This window comes from Nitrospinota bacterium, assembly GCA_016208975.1.
Lineage (GTDB): Bacteria > Nitrospinota_A > UBA7883 > UBA7883 > JACRLM01 > JACQXA01.
On the sequence record JACQXA010000004.1, the window covers coordinates 1,068,371 to 1,092,536 of the forward strand.

Here is a 24,166-nt window from a genome sequence, read left to right on the forward strand (position 1 = left end):
TTCCCGGCGCCGCGTGGTAAAATCTTCCAATGACCCCTAATGACATCCGGCTTCCCGACCGGCCCAGAATCCTGGTGGCGCGAACCGACAGAATAGGCGACGTTACGCTCTCCCTGCCGGTTTTCACTTCGCTGAAGATGGCGTTCCCCCGGTCGCGGATTTGCGCTCTTACGCGTAGCTACACGGCGCCCCTTCTGCGCCAGCGGCCCGATGTGGACGAGGTGATAGAATATGATTCGCCAACGGCCCATATACCCAGGGGGCGGTTCCTCCCTCTGCTGGACAGGATCAAGAAGGAAAAATTCAACGTGGCCATAGCGCTATACTCGAATTTTTCCGTGGGGGCCTTGATTTATCTGGCGGGGATCCCCACGCGGATAGGCCCGGCCACAAAACTGGCGCAGATTTTTTACAATATCCGGATACGCCAGCGCAGGTCCAGCTCCACCCGCCACGAGGCGGACCATAACCTGGACCTGCTGAAACCGCTGGGCGTGGAACCGGTGCGGGTGCCTTTTGTGCTACCCCCGGCCAGTTCGCCGGTGACTTTTGCGCGGTTGGAAGGCAAACCTCTTGTGGGTATCCATCCGGGTAGCGGCGGCTCGTCCCGCAACTGGGCGCCGGAACGGTACGCCCAGCTGGCGCGGGAACTTTTCGACGCGGGCATGGACGTGGTGATAACCGGGGCGCCCCGGGAAAAGACCCTGGTGGAGCGGGTGGCGGCGGAATCGGGCCGCCCCGTGACGCGATATTTGAACGAAGGGACGCTGATGGACCTGGCGGGCGTTTTGGCGCAGTTCGACGTGTTTGTGGCCGGTAGCACCGGGCCACTGCACCTGGCCTCCGCCGCGGGCACTCCGGTGGTGGGGCTGTACTGCCCCATATTCGTTTGCCTGCCCCAGCGGTGGGGCCCCATCGGCCCTAAAGACACGGCGCTGGTTCCCAACGTGGAGCCATGCGAAAGATGCGTGTCCGAGAAATGCCCCCATTTCGATTGTATGGACAAGATTGACGTGGAACTGGTGAAAAACACCGTACTAGGCAAGGTCGCCGTTATGGAGCTTCCGCGTTAATGGGGCTCTACCGCAGGCTTCTTTCATACCTGGCGCCATATAAGAGCAGGTTTATCGTCGCTTCCATTTTCATGATGGCCGTTTCGGCCTCGTCGGGTGGCGCGGCGTACATAATCCAGCCCATTCTCGACGACATTTTCATGAGCAAGGACGCCCGCATGCTGTCCCTGCTACCGCTGGGGGTGGTGGCCATTTACCTTGTGCGGGGCGTGGGCCGCTATGTGGCCTCGTCCATTATGCAGACCATCGGCCAGCTGGCCGTGCGGGACATCCGCAATGACCTCTTCTCCCGGCTCCAGCGTCTATCGGTGTCGTTTTTCGCCTCACGGCAGACCGGCCAGCTTATGAGCCGGGTGACCAACGACGTGACGGTCATCCAGGACGCTGTCTCCATCGTGGTTTACGACTTTATCCGGGAATCGCTCACCATGGTGGCCCTCCTGTGCGTGGTGTTCTACTGGGACTATAAAATGGCCCTCGTTTCCCTGGCGGTGATACCCCTGTCCGGCGCCCTTATCCAGAGGCTGGGGCGCTCGTTGCGTGTGGTGTCCAAAGAGTCGCAGGAAAAGCTGGCGGACCTTACCGCCATTTTGCACGAAACATTCACAGGCGTGCGGGTGGTGCAGGCCTTCGGCATGGAAGACTACGAGGTGGGCCGCTTCAAGGGCAAGAACCAGGAATATTACGACACCCTCCGCCGAACCATAAAAATTAACGAGCTGTCCAGCCCCTTGCTGGAGTTCCTTGGGGCTTTCGGTATCGCCGCCATTATCTACTACGGCGGTAGTCAGGTTATTTCCGGGCAAACCACCGTGGGCGCCTTCTTCTCGTTTCTTACGGCCCTGTTCATGCTTTACGCCCCGATAGCCAAACTGTCCCGGGTGAACAACAAGATCCAGCAGGCCATGGCGGCGGCCCACCGGATTTTCGATCTGATGGACACGCCACCGGCCATCACGGAAAAACCGGGAGCCCTGGAGCTTCCCCGGTTGAAAAACGTGATTACCTTTAACCGGGTGGGTTTCGCTTACGACCACAACGCCCACGTGATAAAAGATTTTTCCCTAACGGTGAACAAGGGGGAGATGGTGGCCCTGGTGGGCGCTTCCGGCGCGGGAAAAACCACGCTGGTGAACCTTATCCCCAGGTTTCTGGATGTAACCGGCGGTTCGGTGGCTTTCGACGGGGTGGACATCCGCGACGCGACGCTCCAGTCGCTCCGGGGCCAGATAGGCATAGTGACGCAGGAAGTGTTCCTGTTCCACGACACCGTGAGGAACAACATAGCCTACGGCAGGCAAGACGCCACCGCCGAAGAGGTGGAGGCCGCCGCCCGCGCCGCCTACGCCCACGAGTTCATCATGGAGCTTCCTGACGGGTACGGCGCCCAGATAGGTGAACGGGGCGTAAGGCTCTCCGGCGGCCAGCGGCAACGGCTTTCCATAGCCAGGGCCATAATGAAAAACCCGGCGGTGATGGTTTTGGACGAGGCCACTTCCGCGCTGGACTCCGAATCGGAAAAAATAGTGCAAAAAGCGCTTTTAAACCTGCTGGCCGGGCGTACCACTTTCGTAATAGCCCACAGGCTGTCCACGGTGCTTTCGGCCCACAGGATAATAGTTATGGACAAGGGGGAAATCGCCGAGACCGGAACCCACGAGGAGCTGTTGGAGCGGGGCGGAATGTACCGCAGGCTGTTCGAGCTCCAGTTCGCCGTGGAACCCTAGAGGCTTACCCCCAATAAAGAAATTATGGAGTTGATATGATTAAAAAGGCCCTGTTTTCGCTGGCCGCCCTGTTTCTTGCGGCCGCCACATTCATAGCCTGCGATGGCAATTTCACCCAGGAAGTGCTCACGGGCGGCACAGAGGTTCCCTACGAAAAGATGGGTGTGGTGATGTTCACCGGCAACCGCACGGTGGGTTCGCTCCAGACCCAGATGAGCGACGTAAAAGCGCTCAAGATAAACTATGCGCGAACCACCTTCTGGTTCGACACGGGCTACATGCCCTACCGGGGCGCAAGCCCGAATTTCACCCGGTTCGACGACGCGTTGAGCGCCGCTGAATCAGCAGGGGTGGAGCTTCTGCCGATCCTGGGCTACGTTCCCAGCTGGCTCCAGGGCAGTGGCGACTGGAAATCGGTTTACATAAACGATTACGTTATTCCCGTGGTAAGCCGGTACAAGGGCCGGGTGAAATATTGGGAAATATGGAACGAGCCGGACGAGATGACCTATAACTCCCTCAACGGTTCGGCGGACGATTATTTCGACCTTCTGAAAATGGCTTCCTCGGCCATCCACTCCATAGACCCTTCGGCCTACATTGTGTCCGCCGCCTCGGCCAACATCACCGCCGACGGCATTTCCAAATGGGAATGGACCCAACGCCTGATAGACCTGGGCCTGGCCAATTACGCCGACGTGCTCAATGTCCATTATTACGCCGACATGGAGTTCGAGCTTAGCTCCATCGGCGGCCCCATGGTGACAAACTCCGGCTTACGGGTATGGGTGACAGAAACAGGCAAATCTGGCCAAAGCTCCCAGAAGGATTATTTCGAGGCCAACATGGCATACATAGAAAAATCCATCGCCCCCGAACGCATCTATTGGTATTGCTATGTGCAGGGTGAAGGGGCGGGAGAGGAGAGCCCGCCGGACTCATCTTACGGGCTGGTGACAACCTATGGCGGCTTCCGTTACGAGTCGTCCCTCTACACTCACCTGAAAACCCGGTGAGTAGCGGGGAACCTTCAGACATGCCGGGGTTGCGAAAATGGCTGAACCGTCCATAGACCCCACCGGAAGGTGGGACACCGCCTGCTGGGCCTTTACCGCCCTGTTCTGCGTGGCGGATTTTATCTCCATCTCCGTGGCGCAAATGGCCGCAACGGGGATGGGGGTATGTTTCCTTGGCCGGTGGATCAATACCGGCCAGCGCCCGAACCTGCCGCCGGTTCTTTGGCCCGTGGCGCTTTTCGTGGGCGTATCCATTGTGGCGGCGCTATTCTCGCTGGATGCGATGGAGTCCATCGTTGACTCCAAGGACCTGCTTCATCTATTCATCCTCTTCGCCGTGTACGATTATTTCGTCCGGCGGCCCGGCAAGGCCGTTTTGGCGTTGAAGATAATGGCGGGGGCGGGCGGGGCCGTTTCGGTATATGGACTGGCCCAGGCCATGGGCCGGGGGGTGGACATCTATAACCGCATATCCGGTTTCCAGGACATTTACATGACCTTCGCGGGGTTGTTGATGATGGCCGTGATGGCGGGCGGGGCGGTGATTCTTTTCCATCGCGGCGGCCTGAAAGACGGATGGATAGCCATGGCGGTGGCCATAATGATTTCGGCGGTCTTCGTGTCTCTCACAAGGAACGCGGTGGTGGGTTTGTTCGCGGGGGCCGTGGCGTTGCTGGCGCTGAAAAACCGGTGGACCGTGGCGGCCCTGCCGGTGGTGGCCCTTGTGGCGCTGACCCTCTCCCCATCCCATGTGCGGGACCGGGTGGTGAGTATCGCGGACATGAGCAACGAGACCAACCGGGAACGGTTCAACCTTTGGGCCGCGGGGCTGGAGATAATCCGGGACAACCCGGTTCTGGGCGTGGGGCAAAACTCTTTCCCGCTGGTATATCCCGCGTACCGCAGGCCGGACGTGAAAGAGCCGAACATTTCGCACCTGCACAACAACTTTATCCAGATAGGCGCCGAGCGGGGCCTGGCGGGGCTTGGGGCATGGATATCGGTATGGGCCGTGGCGCTTTGGAAAATGGGCTCCGCCTTCCGCATGACATCGGACACAGGTATGAAAACTTCGCTGGCCGCTGGCGGCGCTGGGGTTCTGGCGTTCCTTTCAGCGGGGATGTTCGAGTACAATTTCGGCGACGCGGAGATACAAATGTTGTTCTATCTTTTCATGGCCATGGGGCTGGCGGCGGCCAAACCTGCGGAGGACGCGATAAAAGGGCCCACCGGCTAAAAAAAACCCTTCATTAAACCCTTGACGCAAAGCTATTACTGGAGCATCGTAATTACATCAAACGTTCTAGACCCGGAACAAAAAGAGCCTTTCATCATGGAATCCGCCGAACTGGATTATTTTAAGAAACTGCTCAACCAGCAGAAACTCTCCATTATGGAAGAGTCCGCCGCCACTGTGAAAAACGGCGCTTTCGGCGTTAAAGGGGAAGAGTTGCCCGACGTGGTGGACCGTTCCTCGCTGGAGACCGACCGCAACTTCACCCTGCGCCTGATGGAGCGGGAAGGAAACCTGCTAAAAAAGATAAACGAGGCGCTGGAACGGATAGATCAGGGCCGGTTCGGCGTTTGCGACGAGTGCGGCGGGGGTATCAGCTCCGAACGGCTGAAAGCCCGCCCCGTGGCCACCCTGTGCATCGCCTGCAAAGAAGCGCAGGAGCGGGTGGAAAAAAAGGGTTGATCCACCCACTCCCTCCAGATAACCCGGTCAGGCGTTCTCTTCAATGATGGCAAGCTTTTTAAGCCTGACCATGGCCATTTTCACCTTGGACGTAAACCGCCACTGAAGCTCGCCACCTTGCCTCAATTCATCCATCTTGGCCGGGCCCAGGTTATAGGCCTCCAGGGCCAGCGACAGGTTCCCGTATCTGCGAATCATCTTGGCCAGGTAATACGAGCCTATCTGCAGGTTGGTGTCCACATCGTGCAAACTGGCGGCCTTTTTGCTGGACATGGATAACTCCTCAGCCAGGTACTGGGCCACGAAGGGGCGAATCTGCATAAGCCCCTTGGCGCCCACGCTGGAAACAGCGCCTCTGTCGAATCCGCTTTCAATCTCTATAAGCGCCAGGAGCAAATAAGGGTCGTGCCCGTCTATTCTGCTGTATCTGGACACCGAACGGGCGATAAGGCCCCTTTCCTCTTCTGATAGATCGCCAGCCTTGGTCTGCAACACCTTTAAAAGGGTGTCCTCGGGAGGCGTCTTTTGGAGCCGGTCTAAAGCCCGGTCATACCTGGCTTCGTACATGGATGACTCATTGGCCGCTACCAGCCCTGCCAGTACCGTCGTGAACAGGCAGACGAGGAGAGACAAAGGAAAAGCTATTCTGATTATCATGCTTGGCCTCGCTTTCCAGTTGGGGGGTTGATAATGGTTGGAACGGTTCTTGTACTACGTTTGCGCGGGACGCTTAACTGAGGGTCTTAATACTGTTTCATAATTAATAATGAGTTCAAACTATACTGGCCCAAAGGCATGAAGTCAACGATTATACGGCGCAAAGTTTGATAACGGCATATAATACAATATGATAAAATTTATGTGGGTGGATTGGCGGGTTGGATGCCCCTGTCAAATCGTTGGCGTTGGAAGACCTTTGGGTAAAATCGGAGTGTCATGATCGTCAAATGTCCGAGATGCTCGGCGCGTTATAAAATTGACGCCCAGACCATCCCTGATGAGGGGATGTACGCCAAGTGCGCCAAGTGTGAGAATGTTTTTTTCGCCCGGAAACGTTCCGACGAAGAGGTGGCCCGTCTCCGGGAAAAACGGAGGAAGGGGCCGGAGCTTCACACCCCCACCGCCACCCCGGAGCCAACCCGGAAAGAATCCCGGGTTACAGCGCCAGAACCCGTGCCTGCCGAATCGGGCGTAGCGCCACAGAGCGCAAGAGAAACAGATTATCAATCAACGGGTTTAGAGGAAACCGAGCGCGAGGTTTCTCCAAACGCCCCAGAAATGGAAGCCATTTCAGCCAGCGAAGAGCCTGTTAGCCCCCTTTCTCAGGACGCCATAGAAGCGTTGATGTCCGCTAGCACGCCCAAACCGGAACCAGCCAAGCCGGAACCCGCTGGCCCCCTGGGTCAGGATGACATAGCGGCGATTCTGGCCGCCAACGCCCCGAAACCCGAACCGGTTAAGGAAACCCCGTCATCGGGTGTGATGTCGCAGGATGATATTGAAGCCCTGTTATCGGCCAACGCTCCCAAGCCGGAACCCGCTGGCCCCCTGGGTCAGGATGACATAGCGGCGATTCTGGCCGCCAACGCCCCGAAACCCGAACCGGTTAAGGAAACCCCGTCATCGGGTCGCAGGATGACATTGAAGCCCTGCTGTCGGCCAACGCTCCCAAGCAGGAACCCGCTCCGGCCCCGGCCAAGGAAGAGCCAGCGGGCGCCATGTCCCAGGATGACATTGAATCCCTGCTCAGCGCTAACAAACCCCTGGATATCGATCTGGATAAAACGCCAGTGGCGGTTTCCCCAACTCGCGGGGTTCAGGATGATATAGACGCTTTACTGGCGGATAACGCCCCAGGTCATCTGGAAAAAGCTTCAGGCGCCAAAGCCGCAACATCCCAGCAGGACGAGATTGACGCCCTGTTGATGTCCGCTTTGGGCAAACCGGCGCCAGAGCCCACAGCGCCACCCCCGGGTAAAGAGAAAAAAGAGGGGCAAATCATTTCCCAGGACGACCTGGACGCCCTTCTGGCCAAGCCAGTAGCGGCGGTAGCCGAAGAAAAGAAAAAACCCGACGAGCTGGTATCCCAAGACGATCTGGACGCGCTTCTTTCAGGGATGGGCGCATCAACTGTTGAACCGGCCGCCACAGAAGCCGCCCCAGCCGAAGAAGGGCTTATATCGCAAGATACGCTGGACGCCATCCTTATGGAGGCCCAGCATGGCGATATCGAAAAGGCGGCGGAATCCATAGCCCCGGCGTTCCAGGGTGAACACGACGACGATCTGGAAAAGCTTCTGGCCGGTGGGGAAGATTCATTGGGAGAAGCCCTTTTCGATGGCGGGGCCAAGGCTGTGTCCCAGGCTGAACAATCTCTGGATGAGATGCTCTCTTCAGATGAAACTTTAATGGCGGTGGCTCCGGATCCCGGGTTTCACGAGCCGGGCGATGAAACCACCATTTCCGCGCCCAGGCCTTTCGCCATGGGAGCGGCCCATTTACCGGAAGAAGAACATGAGGAACACGAAGAAACCGCCAGAAAAGCCTTCAAACTACCCTCGTTCGTTACCGCCATTCCCGGCAAAATAAAAGAGGCGATGGGCTGGCTGAAAGGAAAAATACCGGCCATTCCGAAAATCTCCCTGCCGTTCATAAAAACGGCCTTGGCCAAACTGCCGCCGAAAATGGCGGGGGTTGTGGCGGGTTTGGCCGGAGCCATGGTTCTTGGCGCATTGGGTGGCGGTTACTGGTTCTTCTTCGGCGGCTCGGAACCGGAGTCTGCCCAAGTGGCCCAGCTTGAAAAGGGCTCTACGCCAGAGGGTGGCGAGCTTGGCAAGGAAGGGGCCAACGCGCCTGCGGCTCCGGTAGTAGCGCCGGTGTCGGTGGACGCCGGAAGCGGCCCCATGGTGAAATTCTCTGTTTACCTGCCGGTGGAGTTCGACATGGAGGCGTCCCGCGTGATGAACATGGACGTGGAGCTGATATTCGATTCGGAAACCATGGCGGGCATAGTCCGTCAACGGCTGTTTTTCACCTCCACCACCGTGGAGAAGTTCATAGACACTTTCTTTGAAGACAAGTTCTACGAGGAAACGGTGTTCGTTCAGGACAAACTGGAGGAATACCTGGCCCAAAACCTGAAAACCGTGGAGCAGTTCGCCGGATTAAAAGACGTGCGCCTCACAAACTTCAACCTGAACTGACATTCCTTCCCGCGGCGCGGTAGTGTCCCAGTTTGAAAGTACAGGGGAGATTCTTCACTTACGCCCAGAATGGCAATATAAAAGCCGTTGATAACATTGTCATCATGAGTGAAGCGCAAGCGAAGTGAAGGATCTGTCTATTATTTGAGATTCAAACTGGGACACCACCCATGGCGCATATTGCGCCCTTACCCGGCCCCAAATTTTGTATAATAACCTATTGTTTTCAAGGCCAACACGGGCCGGGGCCAATACAACGCCCCCCATCGCTGGAGAACTTAATGGATTACGAAACAGTTATCGGGCTGGAAGTGCACGTCCAGCTTTCTACCGACTCAAAGCTTTTCTGCGCCTGCTCCACAAAGTTCGGCGCGGATCCCAACGGCAACACATGTCCCATTTGCCTGGGCATGCCGGGCGTCTTGCCTGTCCTGAACCGCGAGGTGGTGAAACGGGCGGTGATGGTGGGGCTGGCCACGGGTTGCTCCATAACGCCGCTGTCCCGGTTCGCCCGGAAAAACTATTTCTACCCGGATCTGCCAAAGGGATACCAGATATCCCAATACGACGAGCCCATCTGCCAGCATGGCAAGGTGGAGATATCGTTGAACGGCCAGCCGAAAACCATAGGCCTCACCCGGATACACATGGAAGAAGACGCGGGCAAGCTTATCCACGGCGAGAACCTGGGGCATCCGGACTCCAGCTATGTGGATTTGAACCGGGCCTGTGTGCCGTTGCTTGAGATCGTGTCGGAACCGGACCTGCGCTCGTCGGAAGAGGCAAAGCGGTATGTGGAGAAGTTGAAGACCATCCTGGAGTATCTGGACGTTTCGGACTGCAACATGGAGGAAGGCTCCCTTCGGGTGGACGCCAACGTTTCCATCCGCCCCATGGGCGCCGAGAAGTTCGGCACCCGGGCGGAACTGAAAAACATGAACTCGTTCCGGTTCCTCACCCGCGCCATAGACTATGAAGTTGAACGGCAAAAGAACATCCTGGAAGACGGTGGTAGCGTGGTTCAGGAAACAAGGCTTTATGACCCGGACAGGAACATCACCCTCTCCATGCGCGGCAAGGAAGAGGCGCACGATTACCGCTATTTCCCGGAGCCGGACTTGACCCCCCTGTGCGTGGAGAAAGAGTGGATTGAGGAGATAAGGGGCGCCCTGCCGGAACTGCCCGACGCGAAAAGGGACAGGTTCATGGCCCAATACGCCCTGCCACAGTACGACGCCGAGGTGCTTACAGCCAGCCGGGGCGTGGCGGATTTTTTCGAGCAGACCGCCAAAGGGGTTAAAAACCCCAAGCTGGCCTCCAACTGGGTGATGAGCGACGTTTTGCGCATTTTAAACGATTCAGGCGTTTCCGCCGCCGACTGCCCGGTGAAACCGGCCATGCTGGCGGAAATGATAAGCCTGATAGAGCAAGACGTGATAAGCGGCAAGATAGCCAAAACCGTCTTCGAGGAAATGGAAAAAAGCGGCGCCTCCCCGAAAAAGATCGTGGAGGAAAAGGGCTTGGTGCAGATCACCGACACTTCCGCCATCGAAGCCGAGATAGACAAGGTTCTGGCCGCCAACCCCTCGCAGGTGGCGGAGTACAAGGCCGGCAAGACCAAGGTGGCCGGTTTCTTCGTGGGGCAGATTATGCGGGCCACCAAGGGAAAAGCCAACCCGGATCTTGTGAACAAACTTCTGGCCGAAAAGCTTGAGAAAGCCTGAGCGGGAAGAAGAAAAAACCGGACTTGTCATAGCCCATTACGGCCTTCGGGCCCACATACGCGTGGGCGGCGAAACGCTGGAGCTAAAACCGCCCCGCGGCCAGGAATGGGCCGTGGGCGACAGCATAGTTTTTGAAAAAGGCCGCCCGAAAAAAATCCTGGAACGGCGCAACGCCCTCATCCGCATCGGCGCCAACGGCAAGGAGCAGGCGCTGGCGGCCAATCTGGATTTGCTTCTCATCGTCACCGCCTGCGGCGAGGCGTTCAAACCGGGGCTGATAGACCGGTTCCTGGTGTCATCGGCCCATATGGGCATCCCGGCGGCCATAGTGGTGAACAAGATGGATATCCCCGAAGCCGCCGAATTCCTAACCGCCGCCCGCGAATACGAAAATTACGGCTATAACGTCCTGCCCGTGAGCGCCCTTTCAGGCTCCGGTATTGACGGGTTGACCGCCATGCTCAACCACAAAGTCACGGCGCTGGTGGGCCATTCCGGCGTTGGCAAAACCTCCATCACCAACAGGCTTGTGCCCGGCCTTAACCGGCTGGTGGGCGAGGTGAACGTGAAGACCGAGGCTGGCCGCCACGTTACCACCGTTTCGATATTTGTGGACCTGCCCGGCGGCGGGGCCATTATAGACTCACCCGGCATCCGCCAGTTTGTCCCCACGGGGATTGACGAGCGGGATGCGGCCCATTATTTCCCCGGTTTTGCGCCATACCGCGGGATGTGCAAGTTCCGCGACTGCATGCACATGGCCGAGCCGGGTTGCGCCATACGCCAGGCTGTGGAAGACAAATCGTTGAGCGACGAAAGGTACAGGAGTTATTTGAGAATCATCCAGTCCATCCGGGAGCGGGCGGAGCCGGACTGGGCGTAATGGTATGTCATCCTGGCATGACAGTATTGGCGTCCCGCATCATGTCATCCCGGCCAAGCGGAGCGCGAGCCGGGATCAGGGCCTAAAGAGCGTGATCCCGGATAGCCGTCTTTGACGGCTTCCGGGATGACAATGTGTGGCGCAAAAAATGTTTCTGGGTAATCTTCAACCGCCAATAACAGACATCAGCGTGTTTTTAAAATTGTCCGTCATCTTCTGTCTGCCGAAATATTCGAACCTTTCCCGCTGGCTTTCAACCACCCGCGTTTTCAGCGCCGGGTCGTTTTTCACTTCCCACATAAGCTCCGCCACTTCCAGCGGGTTGAACCGGTCCACCGTAACGCCGGAATTCCCCATGGTGTAGGCCACGCCGGTCTGTTTTAGCGCCACCACCGGCAGGCCGAACTTCATGGCCTCAAGCAGAGGGATGCAGAATCCCTCATGGCGGCTCAGGCATAGAAAAAGGCTTGCGCCCGCGAAATATCCCCCCAGCGCTTCATCGGCCACGGGGCCTGTGAATATCACGTCCGACAGGTCCAGCCCGGCGGCCAAATTTTTCAGCGACCGGTAATAAAGCCCGTTGGGGTCGTACCCGCCCACCATGATAAGCCTGGAATCCGGGTCCAGATGCCGCTTGTAATGGTGGAACGTGGTTATCAAATCCTCGTGCCGCTTGTTGGGCGCCACCCGGCCCACGAAAAGAATGTTGGTCTTCCCGTCGTTATAATAATGGTTGCCGGAATCGGTCATCCTGTCGAAGTCGAGGATATATGGGACCACGGCGGTCCTGGCGAATCCCAGCGTTTTTAACTCGTCCTCGTTATAGGCCGACCCGGCCATGGCGAATTTCACCCGCCCGGCGAACAGGCCCAACAGCTCCCGTCCTTCCTGGCACCGTTGGGCCGCCTCCCGGTCGTATCCGTCGAAGAACTCCGCCGGGGTGATGTTGTGATACATGAGTATCACGTTGCGCCCATGTTCCAGCGCGTACCAGTTCACCGGCGAGCCGGTGGAGTAGTGGTAGATAAGCCACGAGCCGTCCGGTTCTTTTTCGTATTCACGGTAGTCCCGCGCCGTAAGTTTCGGATGCACCACATCCGCGAATATGTCCGACTCGTACCCCCAAGAGCGCAGAAGCCGGTTGAATTCCACTACGGTGTTGCCTATGGCGTCGCCGTACCAGAAGTTCGGGAGCATCTGATGGATCTTCACCGGTCGAACCCCAGCTCTTCAGTCATCCGCAGAAACCGTTTGAACCGGGCGCATATAATGTCCCAGGTGTAATTGCTCTCCACATAGGCCTTGCCCGCCTGGCCCATCCTTCCGGCCCTGTCCGGGTCTTCCAATATGTATTCGACACTTTCGGCGAACTCCGCGAAGCTTTCAAACGCCAGCCCGCCGCCGGATTTTTCCACATGCTCCCGGGTGGCCTCGCAATTTTTATGGACCAGCACGGGGCGCCCCACCCACCAGGATTCCATCATCACCAGCGAGAAACTTTCGTTCAGCGACGGCTGGCAGAGCATGGTGGCGGCGGCGTAAGCGTCTTTCTTGTCCTCAAGAGGCACAAACCCCAAATCCTTCACGCGGCCCGCCGCCGCTTCGGGTATGTCCACCTCGCCCGGCCCTATGAGGGCCAAATTAAGGTTCGCCTTGCGGTTGGCGGTTATGTACCGGGTGAAATACTCCAGCAGAAGCGGCGTGTTCTTGGTGGCGTCGCGCCTGCCCACGTAAAGGATGAACGGCGTGTCGCCCATCCCGTATTTCCCGCGGAACCTTTTTCCGTCCGCGTCTTCTATCCTGTCCACCCCTTCGCCCATCAACACCGGCTCGGAGTAGGGCATGCCGCCGTAAAGGTTTTGGGCCAGCCGCATTTCGGCAGGGGAGTTGAACAGCGCCGCGTTCACCCGGCGGAACATCCGTTTTGTCACCTCCAGCCGGGCGTATCCTTCATCATGCAGACAGGGGATGAGGAACGATTTGTATGGCACTATGGAAGAACCCCACAGCGACGTGCCGAAAAGGTAGGGCATGAAAAAGTAGAGCCGCCCCTTGTGGTTGTTCCCGATGAACTCATACATGGCGTCGGAGTTTATGGCGTTGTGGACGTAGTCCAGCTCCTCGTCTATGGTGATGGGTTCCCCGGCGATTATTTTCAGGTTCACCGGCACGAACACGTCGGTGTCCACCGGCCTGGGGTGGAACCTGCGTACGGTTACGCCGTTGACGCAATACACCCCCGCCTCGTAATAAACGCTATTCCAGTGGGACGTGAAATCTTTAAGCGTGGTGGTTAGCACCTCCACGTCCACCCCGCGCACGGTGAGGCTTTCGGCCAGCCTTCTGCAATGGTTCTCGGCTCCGCCGCCTATGTTGGCCCCGTAGAAGGGTATTACGAAAGATACTTTCACCGGGCCGCCTCTTCGGATGGCAAATACCTCTGGCCGTTTATCACCCAGGAATGGGGCGGGCGGAAAACCCCCACGTCCTTAAACTTCGAACGCACGGTGAAGTCGTACATCTGGTCGTGATAGTCATAAGCGTGGCCGTCTTTGGCGTGGACGGCCACCGACAGGGTGTATGCGCCGTCCACCAGGTCCAGCCGGTCCACGGTGAAGGCCACGCTTCCCTGGCCATCCACGAAGTCTATGTCTATACCCTCGATGTGGGTGTTGGTGCCGTAACAGTTGGCGCCGTCTTTCCTGTTTATGCCGATGCCGAAAACCGGCTCGGCCACCTTGCGGTGGGCGCGGTAATCCACCGACACGGTCAATGCCTCACCCGAGGGGAAAACGCGTCGTTCCTCTTTGGCGCCGTCCGTCAGACGCACGCCGGTTATTTCCACCTCGCCGGAGCCCCAGCGGTTGGCGGTCTCAACGATTTCGGCGTGGGGCGCATGGTCTTTTTCAAGCGCGTCCAGGTTTTCTTTTTCGGCCACGGTGGCAAGATAGGCGTCCACCACGCGGTTGGGTTTGCCTATCATCTTCACCGCGCCGCTGTCTATCCACACAGCGCCGTCGCACCATCGCTTTACTTCGTCGAGGTTGTGGGTGACCAGCAGTATGGTCTTGCCGGATTTCTTGAACGACTCCATTTTCTCCTGGCACTTGTGGCCGAAAGCCTCGTCCCCCACGGCCAGCACCTCGTCCACCAGCAAAATGTCCGGGTCGGCGTGCACCGCCACCGAGAACCCCAGCCGCATGAACATGCCCGAAGAGTATGTCCGCACCGGGTTGTCTATAAAATCCCAAAGCTCGGCGAAAGAAACGATGTCGTCGAACTTTTCCTGTATCTTTTTGCGGGGCAGGCCCAGGATTGAGGCGTTTATGAAAATGTTCTCCCGGCCCGAGAATTCCGGGTGGAACCCGGCGCCAAGCTCTATCAAGGCGGAAACCACGCCGCTGGTTTTCACATGGCCCTGGTCCGGCCTGTATATCCCGGCCACCAGCTTTAGAAGGGTGGATTTGCCCGAGCCGTTGCGGCCTATAAGCCCCCAGGTGCTTCCGGCGGGCACGGAAAAACTGATGTCCCGCAGGGCGTCGAAATGGTTATCGTCCGCGGGTTTGGGCGATTTCCCCCCTTTACCGGTCACTAAAGACACAAGGGCGCCCTTCAGCGTGCCATAATTGCCCTTCACGGACACCTTGCGGAACGTTTTGAAAACGCCCGAAAGCTCTATCGCGGTCATTGCGCCCTTATTGATGTTGATGATTTGCCGGAAACCCGTAACGGGGCCGTTAAATAACCCCTAATGATACCACGGCTTTGGGTTTTCCCGGCCTTGACTCCGGGCGGGGGTGGTGTCTCAGTTTGAATCTCAAATAATAGACAGATCCTTCACTTCGCTTGCGCTTCGCTCAGGATGACAATGTTATCAACGGCTTTTATATTGTCATTCTGAGCGTAAGTGAAGAATCTCCCCTGTACTTTCAAACTAGCATTGAATTGTGAATCACGCCGAATGTCGAACCGATTTGGCTGGCTGGGCTGTTTTCAGCGTTAACAGGAAATAAAGCTGGATTATCATTGCTTTATCGACTTGATGTAGTCATCCGTGGAAAGCTCTATTTCCTTGAGGATTTCCCGTATCAACGGTCTGGCAAGATCGCGCCCTGGATGGTTTGGAACTGTTGTGGTTCTGCCGTCGGGGTGGCGGTAAAATGCGTGACTTCCTTTCTGGCGCGCCTTAATAAAACCCAGTCCGCCCAGAAGCCTGTCCATCGTCTTGAAGTTGACGACAGGAAGTTTACTCAAGCGGAAACCTCTATTTGTTGCAAGCCAACGAAGCGTGGCAGGTCGTCAAGATCTCCACGCTCCTTGTATTCCTCAAGGCAAAGCTCCAGCGCTTCCTTCAAGTTCTCTTTCAGTTCGTCGAGACTTGAGCCCTGGGAATGAGCCCCGGTAATGCCCGGAATTACGCCTACATACAGCTTTGTTTCAGGGTCGAATTCAATATATGCTGTGAAGGTTTTCACGGCGGCCTCCTTGTATAGTCAACAGTATAGCGTAATCACCCAGCTACGGCACAGGCTATATGATTAACGCTTCCCCGGGGTCGCCCGACCCCGGTTCCCAGGTCACAGTATTGCGGATTTGAACATTGCCCATCCGCTCTGGTAACATTATATATTTGAGTCAATCTTGCGGAAGATATAGCTGTAACTGAATGAACATACGTAATTTCTCCATCATCGCCCACATAGACCACGGCAAGTCCACCCTGGCCGACAGGCTTTTGCAGACAACCGGCGCCGTGTCGGACAGGGAGATGAAGGAACAGATCCTCGACTCCATGGACATAGAGCGCGAACGGGGCATAACCATAAAAGCGCAAACCGCCCGCCTGGGCTATAAGGCCAAAGACGGGCAGGAGTACGTGCTCAACCTCATAGACACCCCGGGCCATGTGGACTTCTCTTACGAGGTGTCCCGGAGCCTTGCGGCCTGCGAAGGGGTGATACTGGTGGTGGACGCCAGCCAGGGGGTGGAGGCGCAAACCCTGGCCAACGTGCATCTGGCCATGGAGAACGACCTGGTTATGATCCCCGTGATAAACAAGATAGACCTTCCCTCGGCGGATGTGGAAGGAGTGAAACAACAGATAAAAGAGATAATCGGCCTGCCGCCGGAAGATGTTATTTTAGCCTCGGCCAAGGCGGGCATCGGCATAGAGGACATTCTGGAGGCGGTGGTGGCCCGCATCCCCGCGCCCAAGCGCGACCTGGACGCCAAACCCCGCGCCCTGCTGGTGGACTCGTGGTACGACCAGTACCAGGGCGTGGTGTCGCTCATCCGCATGGTGGACGGGGTGATAAGCAAGAAGGACAAGATACTGTTCCTCTCCACCGGCTCCGAACACGAGATAGACAACATGGGTGTTTTCACCCCCAAGGCGCGGCCGGTAAACCAGCTTACCGCCGGGGAGGTGGGCTTTTTCACCGGCGCCATAAGGACCATAGCCGACGCGAAAGTTGGAGACACGGTGACGCTGGCCCGCAACGGCTCCAAAGAGGCCCTGCCCGGTTTCGTGGAGGCCAAGCCCATGGTGTTCTCGGGCCTTTATCCCACCGACAGCGACGAGTATGAGCCCCTGCGCGACGCCCTGGCCAAGCTGAGGCTTAACGACAGCTCTTTCTCCTACGAGCCGGAAAACTCTTTGGCTTTAGGGTTCGGGTTCCGGTGCGGCTTTTTAGGCCTTTTGCACATGGGCATCATAAGGGAGCGGCTGGAGCGGGAGTTCAACCTGTCGCTCATCTCCACGGCGCCCACGGTGGTGTACCGGGTGACGATGAACAGCGGCGACGTTATAACGGTGGACAACCCGGCCAACCTGCCCGGCCCCAACGAGCGGGTCAGCATCACCGAGCCGGTGATAGAGGCCACCATAATCCTGCCCGAAGAATATATCGGCCCGGTGATGACCCTTTGCCGGGAACGGCGGGGCCATCAGAAGAAGATGGAATACATCACCACCAAGCGGGTTTCGCTGGTTTACACCCTGCCGTTGAACGAGATCGTGCTGGATTTCTTCGACAAGCTAAAATCCATAACCAAAGGCTACGCATCCATGGATTATGAGCTGGCGGGCTATCAGGAGGCGGACCTGGTGAAGCTGGACCTGCTGGTGAACGGCGAGCCGGTAGACACCTTATCGGCCATAGTCCACAAAGACAAATCCTACAACGTGGGGCGCGACCTTACCGAGCGGATGCAGGAGCTTATCCCCCGCCAGATGTTCGACATCGCCATCCAGGCGGCCATAGGCTCCAAGATAATTTCGCGCACCACAGTGAAAGCCCTGCGCAAGAACGTGCTGGCCAAATGCTACGGCGGCGACATTACCCGCAAACGCAAGCTTTTGGAGAAGCAGAAGGAAGGCAAGAAACGGATGAAAAGCATCGGCCGGGTGGAAATACCCCACGAGGCGTTCCTTGCCATATTAAAGACCGATGGCAAATAAGTGAAAGGAAGAGACATTGGCCGCGCGTGATCCGAAAAACCCGGAGGGGGAGGCCGTAGCCGCCCAAACGGCGCAGGAGTCATCGCTTTGGAAAGAGTACGCCAAGGCGATTGTGGTGGCCGTGTTTTTAGCGGTGGTCATCAGGACCTTCGTGGCGCAGGCGTTCAAGATCCCTTCCGAATCCATGGTAAGCACGCTTCTGGTGGGTGACCATCTGCTGGTGAACAAGCTTCTGTACCGGTTCGAAAAACCCCAGCGGGGCGACATAATAGTGTTCCGCTACCCCATGGAGCCGGACAGGGATTTCGTCAAAAGGGCCATCGGCCTGCCGGGGGAAACGGTGGAGATGAAGGGCAACACCGTTTACGTCAACGGCGAGGCCCTTGTGGAACCCTACGCCATTTACGAGCAAAACCCCCTGGCCGCCGGGGATGATTACCATTTCGGCCCCGTCACCGTGCCCGATGGGCATCTTTTCATGATGGGGGACAACCGCAACAACAGCCAGGACAGCCGGTATTGGGGCATGCTGGATATGAACCTTATCCACGGCAAGGCGTTTATCATCCACTGGTCCTGGCTGGACAACACCTTCGGCGTCCGCTGGGACAGGATAGGCAAACTGCTTAAATAGCCCTCAATCCTTCTCCCGGGACATTACCCTGTCCATGGCCCAAAAGGGTAGCGCCCGCTTAAGCCATACGGCCCCGTAAGTGGCCAGTGTCACATAATATCTCCGTTTCGGCCTGGGGTTTTCAATGGCGTGGATTATCTTCGCCGCCACCGCTTCGGGCTGTAACGTGAAGGGCGAGATGGGGCCCTTCTTTTTGAACCGGCCCTCCCATTTCATATAAAACTCGTGGTGGGGACTCTTTGCCGGTTCGATATGTTTTTGAAAAGCTTTATAGGCGTTCTCCCGGAATTTGGTGGCGATGGGCCCCGGCTCCACCAGCGACACCTGCACGCCGGAGTTTTTCAGCTCCAGCCGCAACGTGTCGGTAATGCCTTCCAGCGCGAACTTCGAGGCGTTGTAAGCCCCCCGGAACGGCGCGGCCACCAGCCCCAGCACCGAGCTTACCATCACAACCCTTCCATCCCCCTTTGCGCGCATGAGGGGTATAACAAGGTTCGTAAGCTCCATCGTCCCGAAAAGGTTCGTTTCAAACTGCTCCCTCAACGCGTCCCGCGAAAGGTCTTCCACGGCGCCGGGCTGGCCATAGGCGGCGTTGTTGACCAATGCGTGTATGGAGCCTCCGGTTTTTACTTCGATGGTTTTTACGGCGGCGCGGATGGAAGCGGGATCGCAAAGGTCCAGCTGTCCGCTTTCCAGCCCCATGTCCCGCAGGCGGGCCACATCTTCCGGCTTGCGGGCGGTGGCGAACACCCTGTGGCCCCGTTTGGCCAGCTCCTGGGCGGCTGATAACCCTATGCCCGAGGAGCAACCGGTGATCAGGATGTTCTTGGCGGCCATGTTTCGCGGGAGGGCCTTCAGCGGAAAATGTTGTATTTCACTATGCAGTAGAGGGCGCGGAAGGCGTCTTTTATGCCTATCTTCTTGCCCTCCTCGTATGTGCGGCCATAGTAGGAAATGCCCACCTCGTATATGGAAACACCCAGCCGGGCCACCTTGGCGGTTATCTCCGGCTCGAACCCGAACCGGCCCTCCTCTATCCTGATGCGTTTTATCACGTCCGCCTTGAACACCTTGTAGCAGGTCTCCATGTCGGTGAGGTTCAGGTTGGTGGCCATGTTCGAAAGCAGGGTGAGGATTTTATTGGCCACCATGTGCCAGAAGAAAAGCACCCGGTGGGGCTTGTCGCTTATGAAACGGGAACCGAACACCACGTCGGCCTTGCCGCCCAGGATAGGCTCTATCAACAGGGGGTATTCCCCCGGATCATATTCCAGGTCGGCGTCCTGGATGATTATTATGTCGCCGGTCACCATGTCAAACCCCGTCTGGAGCGCCGCGCCTTTGCCTTTGTTCACCGTGTGGCGGGTGGTTTTTATGGCCGGATATTTTTGGGTGAGCCGCTGGAGCGCTTCCGGCGTGGCGTCTCTGGAGGCGTCATCCACAACGATCAATTCAGGTTCATGGGTTTGCCATATCCGCTGGCCCAGCACGGTCTCCACTATCTTTTCGACGGTGGACTCCTCGTTGTAGCAGGGGATCACTACGCTTATCTTCAATCCGGCCTCCTTGGCTTATTCGCAGTTAGCGCGACAGCCTAGGATAAAGCCAGTAGGGGTATTGCCGCAACCGGTGGGATCGTTTTTATATGGGGTCTGGATAAAGTTGTCATGGTGAGCCTGCCGAACCAAGACCTAGATGTCTGCGTCACAAAAAAAGCCCCCGGTAAACCCGGGGGCCGTATGGGCTGGTATTAACTGGTTAACAGCCGGATTTGCCGCAACCGCAACCGCCGTTCCCGCCGCTCTTTATGGTGTTGGGGTTGTTGAAAACAAAAGTGGAGCCGTGGGCGCCGTCCACATAGTCTATCTCCGTGCCGTCGAGCAGGGGAAGGGATTGGTTGTCCACCACCACGGTGACGCCGTTGGTCTGGAAAGTTGAATCGCCATCGTAAGAAACGTCAAAACCCATCTGGTATTGCGGGCCTGAACACCCGCCGCCCACCACGGCTATGCGAACGCTTTTGTCACTAGCCTTGGTCTCGTCCTGAATCTTCTTTATCCTGTCCGCCGCGTTCGGGCTAACTGTTATCATCCACTTCGCTCCTTTTGTGTTCATCGCCGGCGCCCCGCGCTCGATCCGCCGTACCGGGGATAGCCAACTTATTAATTGTACCGCTCAAAATGTGTCAATGCAAACCGGGGGTGGTGTCCCAGTTTGAATCTCAAATAACAGACAGATCCTTCACTTCGCTTGCGCTTCGCCCAGGATGACAATGTTATCAACGGCTTTTATATTGTCATTCTGAGCGTAAGTGAAGAATCTCCCCTGTACTTTCAAACTGAAACACTGCCGGATAATGAAACTTCTTGATTTGTCCGCGCATTTCGGATTACCTTGTTTTTCTACATCGGTGGTGGGCGTAGCTCAGCTGGTAGAGCACTGGATTGTGGCTCCAGGTGTCGAGGGTTCAATCCCCTTCGTCCACCCCATTTATTCCCCTTCGTGAAAAAACTCATCTTTACCGTTGAAAAACCGGCCCGGAAGGACTACACTTTCAGGTTTTAGCGCCCGGGAAAATCCCAAGGGCGCTGTAAATTAATGGTTCTTGCGAATTACCCAGCCGTTCCGGGCAAAATTGCGCCCGGCTGGCGCGGAACTCGCGGGGTTGGTAACAGGCTAATGATAGAGATCAATTTCACGCTGGCCATACAGGCCGTGAACTTTCTTTTGATGCTGTGGTTCCTCAACGCGTTCGTCTTCAAGCCCATACTTCGCGTGGTGGCCGAACGGGAGAAGAAGTTTAAGACCATGGAGCAGGAAGGCAAAGGCCTGGCCGAGCGGTGCGACAACGCCCTCACCCAATACGAAAGCAAGCTTGCCCAGATTAAAAAAGACGCGGCGGAAATAACCGGCGGCGCCCGGCGCGGGGCCCAGGAAGCCTCGGCCAAAATAATGGAAGACGCCCGCGGCCGGTTCAAACAGGCCGTGGAAAAAGCCCGGCTGGACATTCAAAAAGACGCCGACACCGCTTCCGAACAGCTTAAAAAAGATGTAAACGCCCTGGCCCAGGGCATGGCCGCCAAGATAATCGGAAGGAGCGTAAATTGAAAATGAAACGCTTGCCGGTCCTGGCCGGTCTGGCCATAGCCACGGCGGCCGGGACGGCCCACGCCTCCGGCATACCCATGGCCACAGAATGGGACATGGCCCGCGACGGCGGCAGGATACTGAACTCCCTGGTGGTTTTGGGGGCGGTGGTTTACCTGGTTATCCGTTACGGCGCGCCGGTGTTCAGGAAACGGGCCGAAGACATCATGGCCCGGTTCGCAAGGTACGAAGAGGCCCGGGAACAGGCCGCGGCGAAGCTGAAAGAATATGAAGAGCGGCTGGCCAGGATAGAAATAGAGGCCTCCAGGATAAGGGGCGATGCCGAGGCCGAGGGCGAACTTATAAAGAAGAAAGCCGCCGGGCAGGCCGAGGAAGCCGCAAAACGCATGATAGACAAGGCGGCCGAGCAGATAGAGCTGGAAGCGGCCAAGGCCCGTGAAAAACTTATGAATGAGGCGATGGAAGCCGCAGTAAACGCCGCCGAGGAGATTTTAAAGAAAAACCTCGGCCCGGAAGACCACAAGCGGGTGGTCAAGAGCTTCCTGGCCGGCATGGAGAAGGTGAATTGAAAGACATACCTGTGGCGCGGCGGTACGCCAAGGCTCTGCTTTCCGCGGTTTCGGAGCCTTCGGCCCTTGATGGGGCCTTGGGCGACATTAAAAACCTGGCGGCCCTATATGAAGAAAGCCGGGCGCTGAAAGTGACGTTGAACAATCCGGCGTTTTCGGCGACCGATAAACGGACTGCGCTGGACGCGGTATTGGCTGAAATGGGCGCTGGCGATAAATCCGGCTCCACGGCGCGGCTGTTGCTTGAAAGCGGCAGGATAGGGCTTCTGCCCGCCATCGCCGCCGAGCTGGAGCTGATGGTGTTCGAAAAACTTGGCCGGGTGAAGGTTTCCATCACCTCGGCGTTGCCCCTTTCCGCCGACGAGGAAAAAGACCTTTCCGGGGCGGTGGGCAAGATGACCGGCAAGAAAGCCGTGATAAGCGTGAAAACCGATCCTTCGCTTCTGGGCGGGATCGTGGTGAAAATAGGGAGCTCCGTTTACGACGGTAGCGTGAAGAACCAGCTGAAGGCCTTGAGAGTTAGCCTTAACTGAAATTTAGGGGCGATTGGCAAGATGGGTATAAAAGCGGAAGAAATTAGCTCGATCATAAAACAGAAAATCGAGGGCTTCGAGAAGAAGCTGGAGCTCAAAGAGGTTGGCACTGTCATCTCCGTCGGCGACGGCATAGCCCGGCTCTACGGCCTTGAGAACTGCATGTACGGCGAGATGCTGGAGTTCCCCGGCGGCGTGACCGGCATGGCGCTCAACCTTGAGGAAGACAACGTGGGCGCCGTTCTTTTCGGCGGCGACGAGGCCATCATCGAAGGTGATGAGGTTAAACGCACGGGCAGGATATTCGAGGTTCCCATAGGCATGGAGCTGGTGGGCCGGGTGGTGAACTCCATCGGCCAGCCGCTGGACGGCAGGGGCCCCATAAACGCCAAGGCGTTCGGCCCCATCGAAAGGATAGCCCCCGGCGTTATCGACCGTAAATCGGTGCACGAGCCGTTGCAGACCGGCATCAAGGCCATAGACGCCATGATACCCATAGGCCGCGGCCAGCGCGAACTTATCATCGGAGACCGGCAGACCGGCAAGACCGCCATCGCGCTGGACACCATACTCAACCAGAAAGGCCTGGACGTTTACTGCATATACGTGGCCGTAGGGCAGAAACGCTCCAACGTGGCCCAGGTGGTGAAAATACTGGAAGACCACGGCGCCATGGAATATACCACCGTGGTGGCCGCCACCGCTTCCGACCCGGCCCCCATGCAGTACATCGCCCCTTACGCCGGATGCGCCATAGGCGAGTGGTTCCGGGACAACGGCAAGCACGCCCTCATAATATTCGACGATCTCTCCAAGCAGGCCGTGGCGTACCGCCAGCTTTCCCTGCTGTTGCGCCGTCCGCCGGGCCGCGAGGCGTATCCCGGCGACGTGTTCTACTGCCACAGCCGCCTGCTGGAGCGCGCGGCCAAGCTCAACGACAAGCTGGGCGCCGGTTCGCTGACCGCCCTGCCCATAATAGAGACGCAGGCGGGCGACGTTTCGGCGTACATCCCCACTAACGTCATATCAATTACGGACGGCCAGATTTACCTGGAGCCGGACCTGTTCTACGCCGGTATCCGGCCCGCGGTCAACGTGGGCATATCGGTTTCCCGCGTGGGCGGAGCCGCCCAGATAAAAGCCACCAAACAGGTGGCCGGCCGCCTGAGGCTGGACCTGGCCCAGTACCGCGAACTGGCGGCCTTCGCGGCCTTCGGTTCGGACCTGGACGAGGGCACCCAGCGCCAGCTCAACCGGGGCGCCCGGATGGTGGAGATACTAAAACAGGGGCAGTACAAGCCCATGTCCATAGACCGCCAGGTAATTATCATTTACTGCGGCGTCAACGGCCTGCTGGACGATCTGCCCATCGCCTCCCTGGCCCGGTTCGAGGAGGAGTTCCTGGCGTTCTGCGACTCCAAGTATCCCCAGATAGGCCAGGGTGTCCTGAAGGAAAAGCAGATCACCAAGGAAATCGAAGATGATCTGAAAAAAGCCGTAGCCGAATTTAAGGCAAGGTTCGAGAAGTAACCGAAAGCGA

The 24,166-nt window shown here is 57.5% G+C and carries 24 protein-coding genes and 1 tRNA gene; 16 read left to right on the forward strand and 9 right to left on the reverse strand.

Features of this window, described 5'->3' with window-relative positions:
* The first annotated feature begins 29 nt into the window (after positions 1-29).
* The 5 genes from HY751_08835 (at position 30) to HY751_08855 (ending at position 5,512) form a co-directional block, all read left to right on the forward strand.
* Positions 30-1,073 carry a glycosyltransferase family 9 protein gene (locus HY751_08835; GenBank protein ID MBI4666499.1) on the forward strand — a complete coding sequence of 348 codons (1,044 nt, stop codon included), beginning with the start codon at positions 30-32 and terminating at the stop codon, positions 1,071-1,073.
* On the forward strand, positions 1,073-2,800 hold the full coding sequence (locus tag HY751_08840; GenBank protein ID MBI4666500.1) for an ABC transporter ATP-binding protein: 1,728 nt from the start codon (positions 1,073-1,075) through the stop codon (positions 2,798-2,800). Before HY751_08835 ends, HY751_08840 begins: the two co-directional genes overlap by 1 nt.
* Positions 2,801-2,835: 35 nt before the next feature.
* Positions 2,836-3,816, forward strand: coding sequence for a hypothetical protein (locus HY751_08845; protein ID MBI4666501.1), 981 nt, complete (start codon positions 2,836-2,838; stop codon positions 3,814-3,816).
* 37 nt (positions 3,817-3,853) lie between these two features.
* The gene (locus tag HY751_08850; protein MBI4666502.1) at positions 3,854-5,053 is read left to right on the forward strand and encodes an O-antigen ligase family protein; all 1,200 of its coding nucleotides are present in this window, start codon (positions 3,854-3,856) and stop codon (positions 5,051-5,053) included.
* Positions 5,054-5,149: 96 nt separating this feature from the next.
* On the forward strand, positions 5,150-5,512 hold the full coding sequence (locus HY751_08855) for a TraR/DksA C4-type zinc finger protein (GenBank protein ID MBI4666503.1): 363 nt from the start codon (positions 5,150-5,152) through the stop codon (positions 5,510-5,512).
* Positions 5,513-5,539: 27 nt separating this feature from the next.
* On the opposite strand, the gene HY751_08860 is transcribed toward HY751_08855, so the two are convergent.
* Positions 5,540-6,169: a lytic transglycosylase domain-containing protein gene (locus HY751_08860; protein MBI4666504.1), complete on the reverse strand. Its 630-nt coding sequence runs from the start codon at positions 6,167-6,169 to the stop codon at positions 5,540-5,542.
* A 279-nt stretch (positions 6,170-6,448) separates the two neighbouring features.
* Between HY751_08860 and HY751_08865 the strand changes: the two genes are divergently transcribed.
* The 4 genes from HY751_08865 (at position 6,449) to rsgA (ending at position 11,322) form a co-directional block, all read left to right on the forward strand.
* Positions 6,449-7,342 carry a zinc-ribbon domain-containing protein gene (locus HY751_08865; GenBank protein MBI4666505.1) on the forward strand — a complete coding sequence of 298 codons (894 nt, stop codon included), beginning with the start codon at positions 6,449-6,451 and terminating at the stop codon, positions 7,340-7,342.
* Entirely contained in the window at positions 7,231-8,715 is a 1,485-nt protein-coding gene (locus tag HY751_08870) for a hypothetical protein (GenBank protein MBI4666506.1), read from the forward strand. Before HY751_08865 ends, HY751_08870 begins: the two co-directional genes overlap by 112 nt.
* 281 nt (positions 8,716-8,996) lie before the next feature.
* Positions 8,997-10,439, forward strand: coding sequence for an Asp-tRNA(Asn)/Glu-tRNA(Gln) amidotransferase subunit GatB (gene gatB, locus HY751_08875; GenBank protein ID MBI4666507.1), 1,443 nt, complete (start codon positions 8,997-8,999; stop codon positions 10,437-10,439).
* Entirely contained in the window at positions 10,426-11,322 is an 897-nt protein-coding gene (gene rsgA / locus HY751_08880) for a ribosome small subunit-dependent GTPase A (protein MBI4666508.1), read from the forward strand. The genes gatB and rsgA overlap by 14 nt, the downstream gene beginning before the upstream one ends.
* A gap of 165 nt (positions 11,323-11,487) precedes the next feature.
* Here rsgA and HY751_08885 read toward each other — a convergent pair whose 3' ends face one another.
* From HY751_08885 to HY751_08905, 5 genes are all read right to left on the reverse strand, one after another.
* Positions 11,488-12,534 (reverse strand): glycosyltransferase, encoded by a 1,047-nt coding sequence (locus tag HY751_08885; protein MBI4666509.1) that lies wholly within the window; start codon positions 12,532-12,534, stop codon positions 11,488-11,490.
* On the reverse strand, positions 12,531-13,733 hold the full coding sequence (locus HY751_08890; protein MBI4666510.1) for a glycosyltransferase family 4 protein: 1,203 nt from the start codon (positions 13,731-13,733) through the stop codon (positions 12,531-12,533). The genes HY751_08885 and HY751_08890 overlap by 4 nt, the downstream gene beginning before the upstream one ends.
* Positions 13,730-15,010, reverse strand: a complete 1,281-nt coding sequence (locus HY751_08895) for an ABC transporter ATP-binding protein (GenBank protein MBI4666511.1) — start codon at positions 15,008-15,010, stop codon at positions 13,730-13,732. The genes HY751_08890 and HY751_08895 overlap by 4 nt, the downstream gene beginning before the upstream one ends.
* Positions 15,011-15,345: 335 nt before the next feature.
* Positions 15,346-15,576 (reverse strand): type II toxin-antitoxin system HicA family toxin, encoded by a 231-nt coding sequence (locus HY751_08900; GenBank protein ID MBI4666512.1) that lies wholly within the window; start codon positions 15,574-15,576, stop codon positions 15,346-15,348.
* Positions 15,573-15,797 (reverse strand): type II toxin-antitoxin system HicB family antitoxin, encoded by a 225-nt coding sequence (locus HY751_08905; GenBank protein MBI4666513.1) that lies wholly within the window; start codon positions 15,795-15,797, stop codon positions 15,573-15,575. Before HY751_08905 ends, HY751_08900 begins: the two co-directional genes overlap by 4 nt.
* Before the next feature lie 191 nt (positions 15,798-15,988).
* Between HY751_08905 and lepA the strand changes: the two genes are divergently transcribed.
* Both lepA and lepB read left to right on the forward strand, forming a co-directional pair.
* Complete coding sequence (gene lepA, locus HY751_08910; GenBank protein MBI4666514.1) at positions 15,989-17,782, forward strand: elongation factor 4; 1,794 nt, start codon at positions 15,989-15,991, stop codon at positions 17,780-17,782.
* A 16-nt stretch (positions 17,783-17,798) separates the two neighbouring features.
* On the forward strand, positions 17,799-18,416 hold the full coding sequence (gene lepB / locus HY751_08915; GenBank protein ID MBI4666515.1) for a signal peptidase I: 618 nt from the start codon (positions 17,799-17,801) through the stop codon (positions 18,414-18,416).
* Between the two features lie 3 nt (positions 18,417-18,419).
* Here lepB and HY751_08920 read toward each other — a convergent pair whose 3' ends face one another.
* From HY751_08920 to HY751_08930, 3 genes are all read right to left on the reverse strand, one after another.
* On the reverse strand, positions 18,420-19,253 hold the full coding sequence (locus HY751_08920; protein ID MBI4666516.1) for an SDR family NAD(P)-dependent oxidoreductase: 834 nt from the start codon (positions 19,251-19,253) through the stop codon (positions 18,420-18,422).
* A gap of 17 nt (positions 19,254-19,270) precedes the next feature.
* Entirely contained in the window at positions 19,271-19,972 is a 702-nt protein-coding gene (locus HY751_08925) for a glycosyltransferase family 2 protein (protein ID MBI4666517.1), read from the reverse strand.
* A gap of 202 nt (positions 19,973-20,174) precedes the next feature.
* Positions 20,175-20,531, reverse strand: a complete 357-nt coding sequence (locus HY751_08930) for an iron-sulfur cluster assembly accessory protein (GenBank protein MBI4666518.1) — start codon at positions 20,529-20,531, stop codon at positions 20,175-20,177.
* Positions 20,532-20,829: 298 nt separating this feature from the next.
* Between HY751_08930 and HY751_08935 the strand changes: the two genes are divergently transcribed.
* The 5 genes from HY751_08935 to HY751_08955 all read left to right on the forward strand — a co-directional run bounded on the left by HY751_08935 (position 20,830) and on the right by HY751_08955 (position 24,156).
* Positions 20,830-20,905 (forward strand) — tRNA-His (locus HY751_08935).
* Between the two features lie 190 nt (positions 20,906-21,095).
* A complete protein-coding gene (atpF, locus tag HY751_08940) occupies positions 21,096-21,524 on the forward strand; it encodes a F0F1 ATP synthase subunit B (protein ID MBI4666519.1) in 429 nt (142 codons plus the stop codon).
* 2 nt (positions 21,525-21,526) lie between these two features.
* Positions 21,527-22,093: an ATP synthase F0 subunit B gene (locus HY751_08945; protein ID MBI4666520.1), complete on the forward strand. Its 567-nt coding sequence runs from the start codon at positions 21,527-21,529 to the stop codon at positions 22,091-22,093.
* The gene (gene atpH, locus HY751_08950; GenBank protein MBI4666521.1) at positions 22,090-22,626 is read left to right on the forward strand and encodes an ATP synthase F1 subunit delta; all 537 of its coding nucleotides are present in this window, start codon (positions 22,090-22,092) and stop codon (positions 22,624-22,626) included. The genes HY751_08945 and atpH overlap by 4 nt, the downstream gene beginning before the upstream one ends.
* Positions 22,627-22,647: 21 nt before the next feature.
* Positions 22,648-24,156, forward strand: coding sequence for a F0F1 ATP synthase subunit alpha (locus tag HY751_08955; GenBank protein ID MBI4666522.1), 1,509 nt, complete (start codon positions 22,648-22,650; stop codon positions 24,154-24,156).
* Positions 24,157-24,166 lie beyond the last annotated feature (10 nt).

What these genes read in the sequence shown, in the direction of transcription:
- HY751_08835 (MBI4666499.1), top strand. Translation starts at nt 30, where the DNA reads ATGACCCCTAATGACATCCGGCTTCCCGACCGGCCCAGAATCCTGGTG.
- HY751_08840 (MBI4666500.1), top strand. Translation starts at nt 1,073, where the DNA reads ATGGGGCTCTACCGCAGGCTTCTTTCATACCTGGCGCCATATAAGAGC.
- HY751_08845 (MBI4666501.1), top strand. Translation starts at nt 2,836, where the DNA reads ATGATTAAAAAGGCCCTGTTTTCGCTGGCCGCCCTGTTTCTTGCGGCC.
- HY751_08850 (MBI4666502.1), top strand. Translation starts at nt 3,854, where the DNA reads ATGGCTGAACCGTCCATAGACCCCACCGGAAGGTGGGACACCGCCTGC.
- HY751_08855 (MBI4666503.1), top strand. Translation starts at nt 5,150, where the DNA reads ATGGAATCCGCCGAACTGGATTATTTTAAGAAACTGCTCAACCAGCAG.
- HY751_08860 (MBI4666504.1), bottom strand. Translation starts at nt 6,169, where the DNA reads ATGATAATCAGAATAGCTTTTCCTTTGTCTCTCCTCGTCTGCCTGTTC.
- HY751_08865 (MBI4666505.1), top strand. Translation starts at nt 6,449, where the DNA reads ATGATCGTCAAATGTCCGAGATGCTCGGCGCGTTATAAAATTGACGCC.
- HY751_08870 (MBI4666506.1), top strand. Translation starts at nt 7,231, where the DNA reads ATGTCCCAGGATGACATTGAATCCCTGCTCAGCGCTAACAAACCCCTG.
- gatB (MBI4666507.1), top strand. Translation starts at nt 8,997, where the DNA reads ATGGATTACGAAACAGTTATCGGGCTGGAAGTGCACGTCCAGCTTTCT.
- HY751_08895 (MBI4666511.1), bottom strand. Translation starts at nt 15,010, where the DNA reads ATGACCGCGATAGAGCTTTCGGGCGTTTTCAAAACGTTCCGCAAGGTG.
- lepA (MBI4666514.1), top strand. Translation starts at nt 15,989, where the DNA reads ATGAACATACGTAATTTCTCCATCATCGCCCACATAGACCACGGCAAG.
- HY751_08920 (MBI4666516.1), bottom strand. Translation starts at nt 19,253, where the DNA reads ATGGCCGCCAAGAACATCCTGATCACCGGTTGCTCCTCGGGCATAGGG.
- HY751_08930 (MBI4666518.1), bottom strand. Translation starts at nt 20,531, where the DNA reads ATGAACACAAAAGGAGCGAAGTGGATGATAACAGTTAGCCCGAACGCG.
- atpF (MBI4666519.1), top strand. Translation starts at nt 21,096, where the DNA reads ATGATAGAGATCAATTTCACGCTGGCCATACAGGCCGTGAACTTTCTT.
- HY751_08945 (MBI4666520.1), top strand. Translation starts at nt 21,527, where the DNA reads ATGAAACGCTTGCCGGTCCTGGCCGGTCTGGCCATAGCCACGGCGGCC.
- HY751_08955 (MBI4666522.1), top strand. Translation starts at nt 22,648, where the DNA reads ATGGGTATAAAAGCGGAAGAAATTAGCTCGATCATAAAACAGAAAATC.